This is a genomic window from Lewinella sp. 4G2 (genome assembly GCF_001625015.1).
Classification (GTDB): Bacteria; Bacteroidota; Bacteroidia; order Chitinophagales; family Saprospiraceae; genus Neolewinella.
In genome coordinates this window covers 91,700-111,309 of sequence record NZ_LVWJ02000014.1, presented here as the reverse complement: position 1 = coordinate 111,309, position 19,610 = coordinate 91,700, and the positions used below count along the sequence as shown (strand labels likewise).

The following is a 19,610-nucleotide window of genomic DNA, read 5'->3' as shown; positions in this document are numbered from 1 at the left end:
TTGTTCGAACGTTTGTAATCATAATCTTATTTCACAGGACCTATACATTTTTATAAGCTGTCAGCAATGCAATTGCCTGTAAGCCAAGTATTTACATCCTGTACGATTTTTGAATGTGTTCTTTACAGATTTTCAGACTGTCTCATCAAAACGCGACCTTTTTAGTATTCCCCTTATGAAAAACGGACGACCTCCAGCCAGCGGCTGCGCCCATCAAGACGGACTTAATTCCCAAACTTTTCTTTCTCGCGAAGAAAAATATAGCCGACCTGCGCCCCCCGCGGAGAGGCATTTTGCAGTTTATGAACTTTCCAATCTCATGAAACTAATTAATCACAACGGCCGGTCCCAAGCCAGCTTGATATGCAAATCTCACAGCATGCAAACAGCTTTACCAAGATTTACTTCGCTCTTCCAGGGCGCTCTGCTAGCCCTCGTGCTAGTGTTCTGTTGTACCACCGGGCTATCCGCTCAGATGGGGCCAGACGAGATTAATACTACCGCTCGCGCTAGTTGTGATGACGACACTGGTGCGCAGGTTGCGGAAAACACCTACTTCATTATAGTAGATACTGTTGCCAGCATGGACCCCGGTCCTTTTACAGTAACGGTAGCAGGTGTCTCCGAAACTTTTGACCCGGCGGCAATGATGCCGGTCTTCTTCGGACCTTTCACTCATTCCGGTAGCGGCGGCGCTACGCAAGTGGTTACGATCACTAGCGACAATGATCCCGACCTTTCTACTTTCGTAGAGGTGCCGGAAGTGCTCTGTGGCGTAACTCCCGATGGAGGCCAGGCATCGGGTGGCTTCTGTATGCCGACTACTGATCCTACGGAACCAACCGGCGCGATCCTTGCACAGAGTGCTCCGGGTTCCTTCACGGCTGGTGGTACCAGCGGTCAGGAACAAGTTTATGTTCTGGTCAACGATGCGGGAATCATCGTACAGGCGAATATGACGGGCCTCTTCACTGGTCTTCCAAGTGATACCTTCTCCGTATTCGCGGTCAACTACCGCGATACTGAGCCACTACCTGATTTCCTTATCCCAGGTGAAAGCTTCGATCCAGTTTTGGATGGCATCAATGAAGATGATACGGACAGCCCCCTTGATGGTGCGTGTTACACCGTTTGTGATACGGACCCAGTCATTATGGTCCCAGTTAACTGTCTGAGCATCGGTTCAACGGTCTTTACCGATAACGACGACGATGCAATGTTCGATCCCGCTGCGGGAGAGATGGGTATCGCAGGCGTCGACCTAAACCTGTTCGCGGAGAGCATGCCTGGTTCAGGTGTATTCGATAGCCTGGTCGCAACGACAACTACGGACGCTGACGGTAACTACTTCTTCGGAGGTCTTGATGAAGGCGATTACCGCGTTTCTATCCCAACTACTCCGGAAGGCTTCCCCCTAAGTTCTACCGACGCAGCTGAACCAACTGACGCTACTGGTGAAAACACCGACAGCGGTATTCAGGAGATGGCCGGTGATTCTGTAGTCAGCCCAACGATCAGCCTCATGGCGCAGATGGAATCTGAGAACGACGTGGAAGTTGGCCCCGGTGGAGACCTTGATGATGATGTTACTTCTTTCGGCAGCACCAGCGATGATGATGCCAACGGTGACATGACGGTCGACTTCGGCTTCGTACCAACTGTCAGCCTCGGTTCAACCGTCTTCGCTGACGATAACGATAACGCAACGCAAGATCCTGGTGAGATGGGAATTGCGGGTGCTACCGTTAACCTATATACTACTTCAGCATCCGGCATGGTTGATAGCCTCGTGGCCACCACGACCACTGGCCCAATGGGTGAGTACCTGTTTGATATGCTTCTCCCTGGCGATTACGTCGTAGGAGTAGTACCAACGGATGAATTCCCCGTATCCTCCACCGGTGGGTCTACTGATCCAGAAGACGGCACGGATGGTGATGACAACGGTGCTTTCGCTGACCTCATGATGACAGCCCTCATGGGCGTCGATGCAGGAGCGGAAGTTTTCTCCGGTGTCGTTATGCTGATGCCCGGCATGGAACCAACGGCTGCCGACGGCGAAACCGCCCCCGGTAGTGATCAAGACGGTATGGATGACAGCCCCGCTGATGCCAACGGTAACATGACCGTTGACTTTGGTTTCGTCCCTGGCGTCTCCATCGGTTCTACCGTATTCTTTGATAACGATAACGACGGTGTCTTTGAAGCTAGTGATGGCGAGGACGGTATCCCCGGTGTACAGGTATTCCTTTACGCTGCTGACGGAGTGACCGTACTCGACTCTACGGTGACGGATTCTGAGGGTAACTACTTCTTCGGTGGTCTTGCCGAGGGTGTATACCAGGTCGGTATCCCAGAAAGCAGCTTCGCAGCGGGCCAGCCCCTTGCTGACGCTCCGGCCAGCTCAACCACCACCGATTTCGAAGGCGATAACCAGTCTGATAATAACGACAACGGTATCCAAGCCGGTGGCGCTGGAACTGCGGTGCTTTCCGGCCCAATCGATCTAATGATCGGTGGCGAGCCAACGGCCGCAGGCGACAATGGCGCTGACCCAGAATTGGGTCAGGGTAGCGAATTGGACGATGCTATGGATGCTAATGGCGACATGACCGTCGATTTCGGTTTCTTCCCAACAGTCTCTGTTGCTAGCCAGGTCTTCTACGACGTCGACAACAGTGGTGACAACAATGGCGGTACCGAAGAAGGAATCGACGGTGTCGAGGTACTTCTTTTCGCTGATGTGGATGGTGACAATATGTACACCCCCGGAGTTGATACACTAGTGGATATGACCGTCACTATGGATGGTGGCCTCTACGAGTTTGATACCCTTGCCCCGGGTGACTACATCGTAGCTGTTGTCCCACCAGACACTGCTAACCTAAGCTCTAACGGACCAGCCGAGAACACTGCTGACGACCAGTCAGACAATAACGATAACGGTATTCAGGCGATGGCCGGTGATACGATCTTTTCTTCAGCAATCAACCTTGCTGTGGGTGAGGAGCCTGTCGGCGAACCTGGCCCCGGTGGTGATTTGGATGATATGGCCGATGAGGACGATGATGGAGATATGACCATTGACTTTGGTCTTCTTCCCAGTGTTTCTGTAGGATCTACCGTATTCCAAGATTCAAATGGCGACGGTGTTCGTGATGACGTAGCCGACGAGCCTGGCATTGAAGGCATTATCGTTACCCTGCTAGATGATATGGGTAACGTTGTCGCCATGGATACTACCGATGAAAACGGCGAGTACTTCTTCGATGGCCTGACGCCCGGAGACTACGAGTTAGTCATCAACATGGTCCCCGATAGCCTTCCTAACTCTTCGGACTTCCCCGCCGGTGAGGGTGATGATGGCGTTGATGGCAACGATAACGGTATTCAGGATGGCCCCGGTCAGCCAATCTCTTCCGGCATCTTTACGCTTACGCCTAATGAGGAGCCAACTGATGAAGACGGCGCAAGCAGCGACCTCGATGATGCTAATGAAGACGACGGCGACCTGAGTATTGACTTTGGTCTCGTACCGAACTACAGCCTTGGTTCAACCATCTTCGCTGATCTTGACAATGATGCCATGCAGGGGCCCGATGAAGAGGGTGTCGAAGGTGTCGAAGTAAACCTTTACCTGGATACGGATATGGACGGTATGATTACCTCCGCCGATAGTATCGTTGCTACAACGACTACGGATATGGATGGTAACTACTTCTTCGATAACCTTGCTCCCGGCGAATACGGTGTAGGTATTGTGCCAACTGAAGATCTTCCTTTCTCTTCCGATGATGATGCTGATGAAGACGACGCTAATAGCGATGTTGATGGCGACGACAATGGTTCACAGCCTGGCATGATGGCCGGTGATTCTATCTTCTCCGGTGTAGTAAGCCTCGGTACCGATGGAATGGACGAGCCTACCGGCGCCGATGAAGGCGAGCAGGGTGGCGACCAGGATGATGCTTCTGACCTTGAAGACGCTTCCGGTAACCAAACACTTGACCTTGGTTTGTTCCCTGGTGTAAGCCTTGGTTCTACGGTCTTTGCTGATGTTGACAATAGCGGATCGCAGGATGCTGACGAAGATGGCATCGCTGGTGTTGCGGTAATTCTCTACAGCGATGAGGACGGTGATGGATTTACTCCCGGAGTCGATACAATTGTAGCCGAGACTGTGACAGATGCCGATGGCAACTACCTCTTCGAGATGCTTCCCGAAGGAAATTACGTCGTAGCAGTCGCTCCAAGTGATGACTTCCCAATCTCCTCTACCGGTGATGACGAAGAAGATGACGCTAACGCTGACGTGGATGGTAACGACAACGGTATCAGCAACAGCATGGGCATGGACCCCGCTGCTTTTGATACGATATTCTCCGGTACAGTTGAATTGACCGCAGGTGGTGAGCCAACTGCTGCGGACGGTGAAGATGGCCAGGGTAGCGATCAAGACGGTGACGATGACAGCCCAGCCGATGCAAACGGTAATATGACCGTCGACTTCGGTTTCTTCCCCGGTTTGAGCATCGGTTCTACCGTATTCTTTGATAACGATAATGATGGTTCTTACGAGCCAAGTGACGGCGAAACTGGAATTGCTGGAGTGCAGGTCTTCCTCTACGCTGATGATGGTGTGACGGTTCTCGACTCCACCACTACGGATAGCGACGGTAACTACCTCTTTGAAAACCTCGACGCAGGTGATTACATCGTAGGAATTCCTGAAAGCAGCTTTGCAATGGGCCAGCCCCTCGACAGCGCACCAAGTAGTTCTACGACGGATGAAGTTGATCCTAACGATGATGTTGACCAAAATGATAATGGTCTCCAGCCAGGCGGAGCCGGTACTATTGTACAATCAGGCATCGTAACCCTGGAAATCGACATGGAGCCAACCGCCGCTGACGGTGAGATTGGTGAAGGCGCTGAACTAGATGACGCCAATGATAGCAACGGAAATATGACCGTTGACTTCGGCTTCTTCCCCACAGTATCCATTGGTAGCCAAGTATTCTACGACGTAGACAACAGTGGTGACAACAACGGTGGTACTGAAGAAGGTATCGACGGCGTCGAAGTACTCCTTTTCGCTGACGTTGATGGTGACAACATGTACACTCCTGGTGTAGACACACTCGTAGACATGACCGTCACAATGGACGGTGGCCTCTACGAATTCGATACACTGGCCCCCGGCGATTACATCGTTGCGGTCGTGCCACCAGATACAGCTAACCTCAGCTCAAACGGGCCGGGTGAAAGCACGGCTGATGATCAGTCTGACAATAATGATAATGGTATTCAGGAGATGGCGGGCGATACCGTATTCTCCGCAGCAATTAACCTCACTGTAGGCGAAGAGCCCACCGGTGAAGCAGGGCCTGGCGGTGATCAGGACTCCGATGATGACCAGGATGACGACGGTGACATGACCGTTGACTTCGGTCTCCTTCCAAGTGTCTCCGTTGGTTCAACGGTCTTCCAGGATTCTAATGGAGATGGCGTTCGTGATGACGTAGCCGACGAGCCAGGTATCGAAGGTATCATCGTGACACTTCTGGATGACATGGGCAATGTAGTTGCCATGGATACCACTGATGAAAATGGTGAGTACTTCTTTGACGGGCTTACCCCGGGTGACTATGAGTTGGTGATCAACATGGTTCCTGACAGCCTGCCTAATTCTTCCGACTTCCCCGCTGGTGAAGGCGATGATGGAGTTGATGGTAACGACAATGGTATTCAGGATGGCCCAGGCCAGCCAATCTCCTCCGGCATCTTTACGCTTACACCTAACGAGGAACCAACTGATGAGGATGGTTCCAGCAGCGATCTGGATGATGCAAATGAAGATGATGGTGACTTGAGCATTGACTTTGGTCTCGTACCAAACTACAGCCTCGGTTCTACGATCTTCGCTGACCTTGACAATGACGCCATGCAGGGCCCCGATGAAGAGGGCGTAGCTGGCGTAGAAGTCAACCTCTACCTTGACTCCGATATGGACGGTATGATTACCTCTGCTGATAGCATCGTGGCTACCACGACGACTGATGCAGATGGTAACTACTTCTTTGATAACCTACAACCAGGTGAATACGGTGTTGGCATCGTACCAACTGATGACCTTCCCTTCTCTTCTGATGATGACGCTGACGAAGACGACGCAAACAGCGACGTAGATGGTGACGACAATGGTTCACAGCCTGGCATGATGGCAGGTGATTCTATCTTCTCCGGTGTGCTCAGCTTGGGTACTGACGGTATGGATGAACCAATCGAAGATGCTGAAGACGGACAGGGTGGCGATCAGGATGATGCTTCTGCATTAGAAGATGCCTCCGGTAACCAGACACTTGACCTTGGTTTGTTCCCAGGTGTAAGTCTCGGTTCCACTGTTTTTGCTGACGTCGACAACAGCGGTACGCAGGACGACGACGAAGACGGAATCGCTGGCGTTGCTGTAATCCTTTATAGTGATGAAGACGGTGACGGGTTCACTCCGGGTGTAGACACAATCGTGGCCGAAACCACTACGGATGCAGATGGTAACTACCTCTTCGAAATGCTTCCTGAAGGCAATTACGTAGTGGCTGTAGCCCCAAGTGATGACTTCCCCATTTCCTCTACGGGAGACGGAGAAGAAGACGACGCCAACGCAGATGTTGACGGCAACGATAACGGTATTTCAAATAGCATGGGAATGGATCCCGCCGCATTCGATACCATCTTCTCAGGTACGGTTGAACTCACCGCAGGTGACGAGCCAACTGCCGCAGATGGTGAAGATGGTGAAGGCAGCGACCAGGATGGAGACGATGACAGCCCCGAAGATGCCAACGGTAACATGACCGTTGACTTCGGTTTCTTCCCAGGTCTGAGCATTGGTTCTACCGTATTCTTCGATAATGATAATGACGGTCTCTACGAGCCAAGTGACGCTGAAACTGGCATCGCTGGTGTACAGGTCTTCCTGTATGCTGATGACGGTGTGACCGTTCTTGACTCAACCGTAACTGACGGAGACGGAAATTACCTCTTCGAAAACCTCGACGCTGGAGACTACATCGTAGGAATTCCTGAGAGCAGCTTCGCTCCGGGCCAGCCTCTCGATAGCGCTCCAAGTAGCTCTACTACGGATGAAGAAGATCCTAACGATGATGTTGACCAAAATGATAACGGACTTCAGCCCGGCGGCGCTGGTACCATCGTTCAGTCTGGTATTGTAACTCTTGAAATTGACATGGAGCCTACGTTCGCCGATGGCGAAATCGGCGAAGGAGCTGACCAAGACGATGCCAACGATGCCAACGGTAACATGACCGTTGACTTCGGCTTCTTCCCAACTGTTTCTATCGGTAGCCAGGTATTCCTGGACATCGATAACAGTGGCGATGACAATGGAGGTACCGAAGAAGGTATCGACGATGTAGAGGTCCTCCTCTTTGCAGACGTTGACGGTGACAACATGTACACCCCGGGTGTTGATACGCTGGTGGCCATGACTACTACAATGGACGGCGGCCTTTACGAATTCGATACACTCGCTCCCGGCGACTACATCGTTGCCGTAATCCCACCACTGGACAACAACCTAAGCTCCAACGGTGCTGGCGAAAGCACTGAAGACGACCAGGTAGACGGTAACGACAATGGTATTCAGGAGATGGCCGGTGATACGGTCTTCTCGGCAGCCATCAACCTCACGGTTGGCGATGAGCCCGAAGGTGAGTCTGGCCCCGGCGGTGACCAGGATGATGATGATGACCAGGATGACGATGGCGATATGACTGTTGACTTCGGTCTCTTGCCAAGCGTATCCGTAGGATCAACGGTGTTCCAAGACAGCGACAACAGCGGTGTTCAGGACGCGGGTGAGCCTGGTGTAGAAGGTATCGTAGTAACCCTACTCGACGACATGGGTAACGTAGTTGCTATGGATACCACTGATGAGAACGGCGACTACTTCTTCGATGGCCTTACGCCAGGAGATTACCAGATTGCTGTAAACATGGTTCCCGATAGCCTTCCGAACTCCTCAACGATGGATAACGTCGGTGGCGTAGAAGGAACTGATCTTAATGACAATGGCCTTCAGCCTGATGGCCCAGGTACCCCAATCCTTTCCGAAGTATTTACTCTCGAGCCTAATAACATGATTGTTGAGGCAGGTGATACTGGTGGCATGCAGGATGATGACAACGATGATGATGGTGATATGACCATCGATATTGGTCTGGTACCGAACTACAGCCTCGGTTCTACCATCTTCGCTGACCTCGATAACAGCGGTACACAAGATGATGGCGAAGAAGGTGTTGAAGGTGTCGAAGTAACACTTTACGTGGATTCCGACATGGATGGAATGATTACTTCCGCTGACAGCGTAGTCGCAACAACTACTACGGATGCTGATGGTAATTACTTCTTCGACAACCTCCTTCCAGGCGAATACGGTGTTGGCATCGTTCCGACGGAAGACTTGCCCTTCTCCTCTAACGATGACGACGATGAAGACGACGCTAATAGCGATGTCGATGGCGACGATAATGGATCACAGCCCGGTATGATGGCTGGCGACTCCATCTTCTCCGGCGTACTCAGTCTTGGTACTGATGGAATGGACGAGCCTACGGGCGACGACGAGGATGGCCAGGGTGGCGATCAGGATGATGCTTCCGATCTGGAAGATGCTTCCGGTAACCAAACCCTTGACCTCGGTCTCTTCCCAGGTGTAAGCCTCGGTTCTACTGTCTTCGCTGACCTCGACAACGACGGTCGCCAAGGAGATGATGAAGACGGAATTGCCGGCCTTCCAGTACTCCTTTACGAAGACGTTGATATGGACGGTGTCTACGACCCCGCCGTTGATACGCTCGTAGCAGAAACTACAACGGACGCTGACGGTAACTACTTCTTCGATATGCTGCCGGAAGGCGACTACTTCGTAGGTGTGGTACCATCGCCTGAGTTCCCCGTATCTTCTATGGAAGGTGAGGAAACTGATCCGGACGATGACGGCGACAATAACGACAACGGTATTCAAAACACGGCTGGCATGACGCCAATGTCTGGCGATACGATCCTATCCGGCGCTATTACCCTCTCCGGAGGCGACGAGCCTGAAGGTGACGACGAAGACGCTCAGGGCGGTGACCAGGATGATGACAACGATAGTAGCGGTAACATGACCGTTGACTTTGCCTTCAACCCTGGTGTAAGCATCGGTTCTACGGTCTTCTACGATCTTGACAACGACGGCATGTTCGAAACCACCGACGGTGAGAACGGCATCGAAGGCGTACAGGTCTTCCTCTACGCTGACGACGGTGTAACCGTCCTCGATTCCACGTTGACGGACGAAAACGGTAACTACTTCTTTGGAGGTCTTGATGAGGGTGACTACATCGTAGGTATCCCCGAAAGTGCCTTTGCCGTAGGTAACCCGCTCGAAAGTGCTCCGAATAGCTCAACGCCTACCGATGGTGAAGCTGATGACCGAGTAGACAACAACGACAACGGTGCTCAGCCAGGTGGCGCGGGTACGATCGTACAGTCCGGTATCATCAACCTGATGATCGGTGAAGAGCCTACGTTCGCTGACGGTGAAACCGGTCAGGGTGGCCAGCAGGACGACGCAGCGGACGCTAACGGCGATATGACCGTTGACTTCGGCTTCTTCCCAACCATGAGCATTGGTAGCCAGGTCTTCCTTGACATCGACAACAGTGGCGACAACAACGGCGGTACCGAAGCTGGTATCGACGGCGTTGAAGTGCTCCTCTTTGCTGACGTTGACGGTGACAATATGTACACCCCGGGTGTTGATACCCTGGTGGACATGACGGTAACCATGGACGGTGGCCTCTACGAGTTCGACACCTTGGTGCCTGGTGACTACATCGTCGCCGTTGTACCGCCAGTCGACAACGACTTGAGCTCTAACGGACCGGGTGAAAACACGGCCGACGATCAGTCTGACAATAACGATAACGGTATCCAGGCCATGGCCGGTGATACGGTATTCTCCACGGCCATCAACCTGACCGTAGGCGAAGAGCCTACCGGTGAGCCCGGCCCCGGTGGTGAACTGGACGACGATGACGACCAGGACGATGATGGTGATATGACCATCGACTTCGGTCTTCTCCCAAGTGTATCCGTTGGTTCATCTGTATTCCAGGATACTAACGGTGATGGTGAGCAAGGTGACGTAGGCGATGAGCCTGGTGTAGAAGGTATCATCGTAACACTTCTCGACGACGAAGGCAACGTAGTTGCCATGGACACGACGGACGAGAACGGTGCGTACTTCTTCGACGGTCTTACGCCTGGCGATTACGAACTGGTGATCAACATGGTACCGGACAGCCTGCCGAACTCTTCAGACTTCCCTGCGGGTGAAGGTGATGACGGCGTTGACGGTAACGACAACGGTATCCAGGACGGTCCTGGTCAGCCAATCTCTTCCGGCATCTTCACGCTGACTCCGAATATGGAGCCTACTGACGAGATGGGCACGAACAGCGATCTGGATGATGAGAATGACGACGACGGTGACGTAAGTATCGACTTCGGTTTGGTACCGAACTACAGCCTCGGTTCTACCATCTTCGCTGACCTTGATAACAGTGGTACACAAGATGATAACGAAGAAGGTGTCGAAGGTGTCGAAGTAACCCTCTACATCGACTCTGATATGGATGGAATGATTACTTCTGCTGACAGCGTAGTTGCAACAACTACTACGGACGCTGATGGTAACTACTTCTTTGACAACCTATTCCCAGGAGAGTACGGCGTGGGCATCGTTCCAACTGACGACCTGCCCTTCTCTTCTGACGACGACAATGATAGCGACGATGCTAACGACGACGTTGATGGAGACGACAATGGATCACAGCCCGGCATGATGGCTGGTGACTCCATCTTCTCCGGTGTCGTAAGTCTTGGTACTGACGGAATGGACGAGCCTATGGGCGACGACGAGGATGGCCAGGGTGGCGATCAGGACGATGCTTCCGATCTGGAAGATGCTTCCGGTAACCAAACCCTTGACCTCGGTCTCTTCCCAGGTGTAAGCCTCGGTTCTACGGTATTCGCTGACCTCGACAACGACGGAATGCAGGGAGACGACGAAGACGGCATTGCTGGTCTTCCAGTACTGCTGTACGAAGACGTTGATATGGACGGTGTCTACGACCCCGCCGTTGATACCCTAGTAGCTGAAACCACGACTGACGCTGACGGTAACTACTTCTTCGATATGCTGCCGGAAGGCGACTACTTCGTAGGTGTGGTACCATCGCCTGAGTTCCCCGTATCTTCTATGGAAGGTGAGGAAACTGATCCGGACGATGATGGCGACAATAACGACAACGGTATTCAGAACACGGCTGGCATGACGCCAATGTCTGGTGATACGATCCTATCCGGCGCTATTACCCTCTCCGGGGGCGATGAGCCTGAAGGTGACGACGAAGGCGCTCAGGGCGGTGACCAGGACGATGACAACGATAGTAGCGGTAACATGACCGTTGACTTTGCCTTCAACCCTGGTGTAAGCATCGGTTCTACGGTCTTCTACGATCTTGACAACGACGGCATGTTCGAAACCACCGACGGTGAGAACGGCATCGAAGGCGTACAGGTCTTCCTCTACGCTGACGACGGTGTAACCGTCCTCGATTCCACGCTAACGGACGAAAACGGTAACTACTTCTTCGGAGGTCTTGATGAAGGTGACTACATCGTAGGTATCCCAGAAAGCGCCTTCGCCGTAGGTAACCCACTCGAAAGTGCTCCGAACAGTTCAACTGTGACGGATGGTGAAGCTGATGACCAAGTGGACAACAACGACAATGGTGCTCAGCCAGGTGGCGCGGGTACGATCGTACAGTCCGGTATCATCAACCTGATGATCGGTGAAGAGCCTACGTTCGCTGACGGTGAAACCGGTCAGGGTGGCCAGCAGGACGACGCAGCGGACGCTAACGGCGATATGACCGTTGACTTCGGCTTCTTCCCAACCATGAGCATTGGTAGCCAGGTCTTCCTGGATATCGACAACAGTGGCGACAACAACGGCGGTACCGAAGCTGGTATCGACGGCGTTGAAGTGCTCCTCTTTGCTGACGTTGACGGTGACAATATGTACACTCCGGGTGTTGATACCCTGGTGGACATGACGGTAACCATGGACGGTGGCCTCTACGAGTTCGACACTTTGGTACCCGGTGACTACATCGTCGCCGTTGTACCTCCTGTCGACAACGACTTGAGCTCTAACGGACCGGGTGAAAACACGGCCGACGATCAGTCTGACAATAACGATAACGGTATCCAGGCCATGGCCGGTGATACGGTATTCTCTACGGCCATCAACCTGACCGTAGGCGAAGAGCCTACTGGTGAGCCAGGCCCCGGTGGTGAACTGGACGACGATGACGACCAGGACGACGATGGTGATATGACCATCGACTTCGGTCTTCTCCCAAGTGTATCCGTTGGTTCATCTGTATTCCAGGATACTGATGGTGACGGTGTACAGGGCGATCCCGGCGATGAGCCTGGTGTAGAAGGTATCATCGTAACGCTTCTCGACGACGAAGGCAACGTAGTTGCCATGGACACGACGGACGAGAACGGTGCCTACTTCTTCGACGGTCTTACGCCTGGTGATTACGAACTGGTAATCAACATGGTACCGGACAGCCTACCGAACTCTTCAGACTTCCCTGCGGGTGAAGGTGATGACGGCGTTGACGGTAACGACAACGGTATCCAGGACGGTCCTGGTCAGCCAATCTCTTCAGGCATCTTCACGCTGACTCCAAACATGGAGCCTACGGACGAGATGGGCACGAACAGCGATCTGGATGATGAGAATGACGACGACGGTGACGTGAGTATCGACTTCGGTTTGGTACCGAACTACAGCCTCGGTTCTACCATCTTCGCTGACCTCGATAACAATGCTATGCAGGATGATGACGAAGTCGGTATTCCCGGTGTAGTTGTTAACCTCTACGTAGACTCTGATATGGACGGTATCATCACCTCCGCTGATAGCATCATTGCTACCACGACTACGGATGCTGATGGTAACTACTTCTTTGAAAATCTCTTCCCCGGTGATTATGGTGTGAGTGTCGTACCTACGGGTGACTTCCCACTGTCTTCTGACGATGATGTCGATAGCGACGATGCTAACGATGACGTCGACGGTGACGACAATGGCTTCCAGGCAATGTCTGGTGATACCATCTTCTCCTCAGTGGTAACACTGGGTGACGGTGAACCTACCGGTGACGACGAAGGTGGTCAGGGTGGTGACCAGGATGACGACTCCGATCTGGAGGACGCATCCGGTAACATGACGCTTGATTTCGGTCTCTTCCCAGGTATGAGTGTTGGTTCAACGGTATTCGCTGATACCAACAATGATGGTATTAACGGCCCTGATGAGTCCGGCCTCTCCGGCATCCTCGTAGTTCTCTACGACAACGAGACGATGATGGCGATTGACTCTGTGTTGACTGATGATGATGGTAACTACATCTTCACTGGTCTGCCAGAAGGTGACTACTACATCGAAATCCCGGGTGATCAACTCGTGGGTGGAAATGGTCTCTTCGACATGGATGCTTCTTCATCTACCCCGGACAATGACGCCGACGCCGATATTGATAACAATGATGACGGTAGCCAGGTAGGTGGTCCCGGTACTACGATTACTTCTGGTGTCTTCACACTATCTGCGGGTGATGAGCCTGTGAATGGAATTGGTGGAGAGCAAAACGGTGGTTCAACACTAGATGATGCATTCGATCCCTTCGGTAATATGACGGTGGACTTCGGTCTCTTCATCCCGATGTTTGACCTTGCGCTCATCAAGGAACTCGCTCCTGGTCAGTCTCCAAACGTTAACCCAGGTGATACGGTAGCCTTCCAGATTACGGTACTGAACCAGGGTAACCTAGCCGCTGATAGCATTGTAGTCTCTGATTACGTGCCCACTCAGACGGATGGCTTTACGTTCGACCCAACGCTGAATCCTGACTGGACGGTAGAGTCTACAATCAATGACACTACTCGTCTCCAGACGGTACTTACTGAGTTTGACGGTGCCGATACTCTTGCAATGGGTGCATCTACTACAGTAGACATCTTCTTGGTAGTCAACCCGGCAATGGAGGCAGTAATGCCACTGACCAACCTGGCAGAAATTTCTGATGCAACCGGCCCGAACGGCGAAGACGTAGTGGACATCGATTCTCCGATGGATACTATTCCTGGCAATGACAACTTCTTCGAAGACAATGAAATCGACGGTAATGGTCTTGCCGGTGGTGACGAGGATAACTCTGACCCCGCAACTGTACTCGTTGGTGGATTTGACCTCGCACTCGTGAAAACGCTTTCTGCTGGACAATCCAGCACGGTTAGCCCGGGTGATGAAGTGTCCTTCGACATCACGACGATTAACCAGGGTGCAATCATCGCTGACAACATTGAACTGGTAGACTACGTACCTGCCGGATTCCTGTTCGACCCTGCATTGAACCCTGGCTGGATGCTGAACGCTGATGGCAACCCGACCACTACGCTTAGCGTGGCTGATGGTACGCTTGCTGAGGATGGCCTTGAGCCAGGTGAATCCACCACTACTCAAATTATTCTGACGGTTGCTCCGCCAATGTTCCCCGACTATGTTGACGGAACCGGTATGAACCCAGATGGTGTTGAATCTGGTCAGCCACTCGTTAACGAAGCTGAGATTGCGGGTGCTACCGACGAGAACGGTGATGAAGTCACTGATATCGACTCTAACAGCGATAGCACCCAGGGCAACGACGGTGAGGCTGACGACGATGAAGTAAACGGAGGTGGCGACACCAACGGTGACGGAACCGTTGACGACGACGAGGATGACAATGACATTGCCATCGTAACCGTCGAGTGTTACCAGGACCCGGGTGTGGACAATGAGATTCAGGTATGTCTTGGCTGTGATGAAGCAGTCGTGACCATCAACCTGTTCGAATCCCTTGGCGGTCTGCCTAATATTGGCGGTGTCTTCGCGGAAGGTTCACTCATCTTCATGGATGAGGATGGTAACCCAATCGCAGTTGACCTCTCCGATCCTGAGAACGTAGTTATCCCAGGTACGCTTGACCGCTCACGTGATTACAGTGTGACCTACACCATTCCTGCGGTAAATGACTGTCCGGAAGAAACTGCAACGATTACAATTGACATCTTCGATATTCAGAACCTGTCTTGTACCGGATTCCAGAATATCTCACTTGGTGAAGATTGTAATGCAGAGATCACACCGGAACTTATCCTACAAGGCAACCTCTTCTGTGCTAGCTCACTTGAAGTGGTACTAATGACGACCGACGGTGATACACTCCGTGATGAAAATGGACTGCCAACGGCATTCGTTGGAAACGACGAAGTGAACGAGACCTTACTCGTAAGCCTCGTAGATCCAATGTGTGATAACAGCTGTTGGGGACAGATTTTGGTAGAGGACAAGAAGCGTCCTACTATCGAATGTCCCGCTGATATCGCAGGATTGAACGGTGTTGACTTTATCTGTACGGATATCGATAGCATCCTCAACCTCGAAAGCAGCTTCGCCTTCACTGGTGCTCCGGTGATCGATGATAACTGTACGCCTACTGATGAGCTGGAACTTGAGTTCTACGATCTTCTTCTCCCGAATGATGATCCAATGTGTACTCCTTCCACCATCCTCCGTACGTTCACGGTGACTGACGAAAGTGGCAACTCTGCAACTTGTGTTCAAGAGATCACGGTGCGCCCTGCTACACTGGCTGATGTAACCATTCCTACTGAGAACTTCTTCTCCGTAGAATGTAGCGACAACCTGGAAACGCTTCCATCTGGAAACCCACTTCCTTCCGCAACGCCTCAGCCATTCGTAACGACAGCTTTGGGTACTTACCCACTGAATGCAAGCAGCACTTACTGCTCACTGGCTTCACAGTTCTCTGACTCGCAAGCCATTCCGAAGTGTGAGAACGCTTTCGAGTTCACGCGTACTTACACGCTCTTCGATTGGTGTGAGCCAACCAATGCACCAGTGACCTTTACTCAGATTATTACGGTAGAGGATCGTACTGCTCCGGAATTCACCAGCACGCAGGAGAACTTCGAATTCGAAGTGAATACTTCAGAGTGTGCGGCGATCTTCCGCCTCGATGATCCAGGCATCCGCCTGATCGATAACTGTTCTTCCACCATTACTGCCTCTGCAGTGATTTACCCGAATGGTGATACCCTTGGTGCTCCGATCGGAACATTCTTCCTCGACTTCTTCAACGGAGAGCAGGAACTATCTACTGAGATCCCACTGGGTGACCACATTATCCGCTACACTTACGCTGATGGTTGTGGAAATGAAGCATCTACCGATGTACCATTCTCCGTAGTCGATCGCACTGGTCCTTCTATCATCTGTGAAGATGGTATTAACGTAGGCCTGAGCATGGACGGTCCTAACGGAGTTGGAACTGCATCACTCACGCCTGACATTATCCTCAGCGAGGCTACTGACGCCTGTGGAGAGATTGTGAGCATCACCATTGGCCGCGTAGGCGCTGACGGCGATTTGGAAGCGGTTGACTACTCTGAAGAAGTCCTTCTTGGATGTGCAGACGTCGGTACACTGACGGTAGCCATCCGCGTAGAAGATGAAAGCGGGAACGTCAACTACTGTGACTCTGAGATTCTCGTAGAGATGAAGGCTGGTGCCGCACCAACCTGTATCGCACCAAGTGCTGTGACCATGACTTGTGAAGAGTTCTCCGGAATGATCTTCTCCGACATCATGGAGAGCACGCAGGAAGAGCGCGACAATGCGTTTGGAACTGCAACTGCAGTTGGCATGTGTCAGACAGAAGTAACGGATGAAATTACCGTATCCAACCTCAATGAGTGTGGTGTCGGCTCCTTCGTACGTTCCTTCACCGTCACGCAAACTGTTGGTGATCAAACTTCCGTTAGCACTACCATCTGTACGCAGGTAGTAACTGTAGTCGGTACTTACGATTACCAGTTCGTTCTGCCAGGTGACGCAACGGTTAGCTGTACGGATGAAATCGATGTCGATTCTCTCGAAGTAGCCGTAGGCGGTGGATGTGACTTGGTCACCATCACTGAAACGGTTGAGATGGTAGAGAACACACCAGGTGATGAGTGTCGCCAGATGCGGATTACCTACGATGTGATCAATACTTGTGAGTACGACCCCGCCCTCGGTGGTGTGACTGTCCTCTCTCGCGATGGAAACGGAGTACGGACTTCCGCTGAAGATGTCCTCTACTTCAATGTAGTGGCCAACAGCGCTCAGATGACTACAGACGACGTAGCCTTCTACAGCAGCACGGATGACCGCTTCTTCCAGAACGAAGCCACTACGGTTGATAGCGAATTGGTAGGATACGCGAATAGCAATAGCCGCGGACGCTTCCAGTACACGCAGATTATCAACATCATCGACCGCAATAGCCCAGTACTTACGGTTACTGCTCCAACTGAGTGTGTAGCTGCGGGTGGTGGTTCTTGCCTCGCTGACGTAGAACTTGAGTTCTCCGCTACTGACGAGTGCTCTGACCTCGCCGTCACCTACGAACTGGATGCCAACTACGTTGCTGCATCTGGCTTCGAAGCAGACGATGCAAGTGCGCTGGGTATCGTTATCACGGACGTAGCTGATGAGGATGGAAACGTTTCCTTCTCTGCCTTCGATGTCCCTGCTGGTAATCACGCACTGCGGATTACCGCTACTGATGATTGTGGCAATGCCACTACCTCACTGGTTGAGTTCTGTGTAAGCAGTGATCTCGTTCCTGCACCGTTGTGTCTCCAGACGCTTGTCGCTCCGCTAGGTATGACAACTGATGGTGATGCACTCGCTCAGGTATGGGCAAGTGACTTTGTGACCAGCCCAGTAATTGCTTGTAATGGTGAGGAAATCACATCTTACAGCATCTACACTGACGAAGAGGCTAACAACGGCGTAGCCGTCGAAGAAGGCCGGACCGGTATTGACGTAACCTGTGCTGATGAAGGATTCGTACCCGTACGAGTCTACGCGTTCAGCAACGGTAATGCCAGCAGCTTCTGTCAGGCAATGATTGAAGTACAGGATCCCGACGGCATTTGTCCTGACGGCACGGTAGCCAACATCTCTGGTATTATTGTCACTGAGCAAATGAGCCCAGTTGAGAATGCAGAGGTTGATCTCTCCGGTCCTTCTGATATGTCTATGACGATGACTACCGCAGCTGACGGTGCCTTCATGTTCTCTGAAGTACCAATGGGTGCTGACTACACGGTCACTCCAACGCACTTCACTGACTACCTGAATGGTGTTCGTACTTCGGATATCGTAGCGATCACGCGCCACATCCTTGGTGTAGATATGCTCGATAGCCCGTACAAGCTGATCGCTGCTGATGTCGACGGAACTGCTGAGATCAACATCGGTGATGTTATTTCAATCCGCCGCCTCATCCTCGGTCTGAGCGATACTTACCCCAACGGTATGCCTAGCTGGTCATTCGTACCTGCTGACTACGAGTTTGGAAACTTGAATGACCCGTGGGCAACTGCCTTCCCGGAACTGATCAACACGAATGACCTTGCAGCCAACATCGTTGATGCAGACTTCGTAGGTGTCAAACTGGGTGATGTAAATGGCTCTGCTCGTGCTAACAGCCTGATGCAAGCCGCTCAGCGTAACGTTCGCGGTTCACTGGAACTTGAGATGCGTGAGTTGGACCTTAAGCAGGGTCAAACCTACCGCATCCCGGTAACGGCTCCGAAGCTTACTGAAGTTGATGGTTACCAGTTCACGCTGGAGTTTGACCGTACTGCAGTAGAGATCGAAGGTATTGAGCCCGGACTCGTAGCTGCAGGGAACTTCGGCTGGCGTTTTGCTGACCAGGGCATCATCACCACCAGCTGGAACTGGGCTACTGAAGAGGTACCCTCAAATTGGACGGCTGATGAAGTACTCTTTACCCTCATCGTAAAGGCTGAAGCTAACGTGAGCATCAGCGACGCTATCGAAGCCGGTAGCCGCTACACGGAAGCAGAAGCTTACGAACGCGGTGGCAATGGTTTACGGAATCTCGACCTGATCTTCAACGAAGATGTGGTAGAGGTAGCTGGATATGCTCTCTTGCAGAACATTCCTAACCCCGTGAACCAGGAGACAACGATTGGTTTCGAGCTGCCACAGGCGCACGACAAGGTTACGATCTCCATCACCGATGCTGCTGGACGTCTCGTCAGAGAATTCACTCAGGAAGGTTACGTAGGCTACAATAGCCTTAAGGTGACTAAGCGTCAGCTTGGCCAGACTTCCGGTGTGTACAGTTACACAGTATCCGCTGGAGATTGGATTGCAACTAAGCGTATGATCGTTATCGAATAACCAACCCTACATACCCGGAGGCGAAAGCTTTCGGTGAGAACAAAGAGCCCAAGTCCTGATAGGATTTGGGCTCTTTTACTTGTGAAAGGTGTCAGCACTCCTATTGTAGATCTCTACTCAAGCTTCTACT

1 protein-coding gene is annotated in these 19,610 nt (G+C 52.1%); it reads left to right on the top strand.

Annotated features, from left to right (window positions below; all coding sequences use genetic code 11):
• Positions 1–379 precede the first annotated feature (379 nt).
• Positions 380–19,480, top strand: coding sequence for an SdrD B-like domain-containing protein (locus A3850_RS20075; RefSeq protein WP_197493969.1), 19,101 nt, complete (start codon positions 380–382; stop codon positions 19,478–19,480).
• Positions 19,481–19,610: the final 130 nt, after the last annotated feature.

Excerpts from the sequence above, each read along its gene's own strand:
- A3850_RS20075 (WP_197493969.1), top strand. The coding sequence starts at position 380 with ATGCAAACAGCTTTACCAAGATTTACTTCGCTCTTCCAGGGCGCTCTG.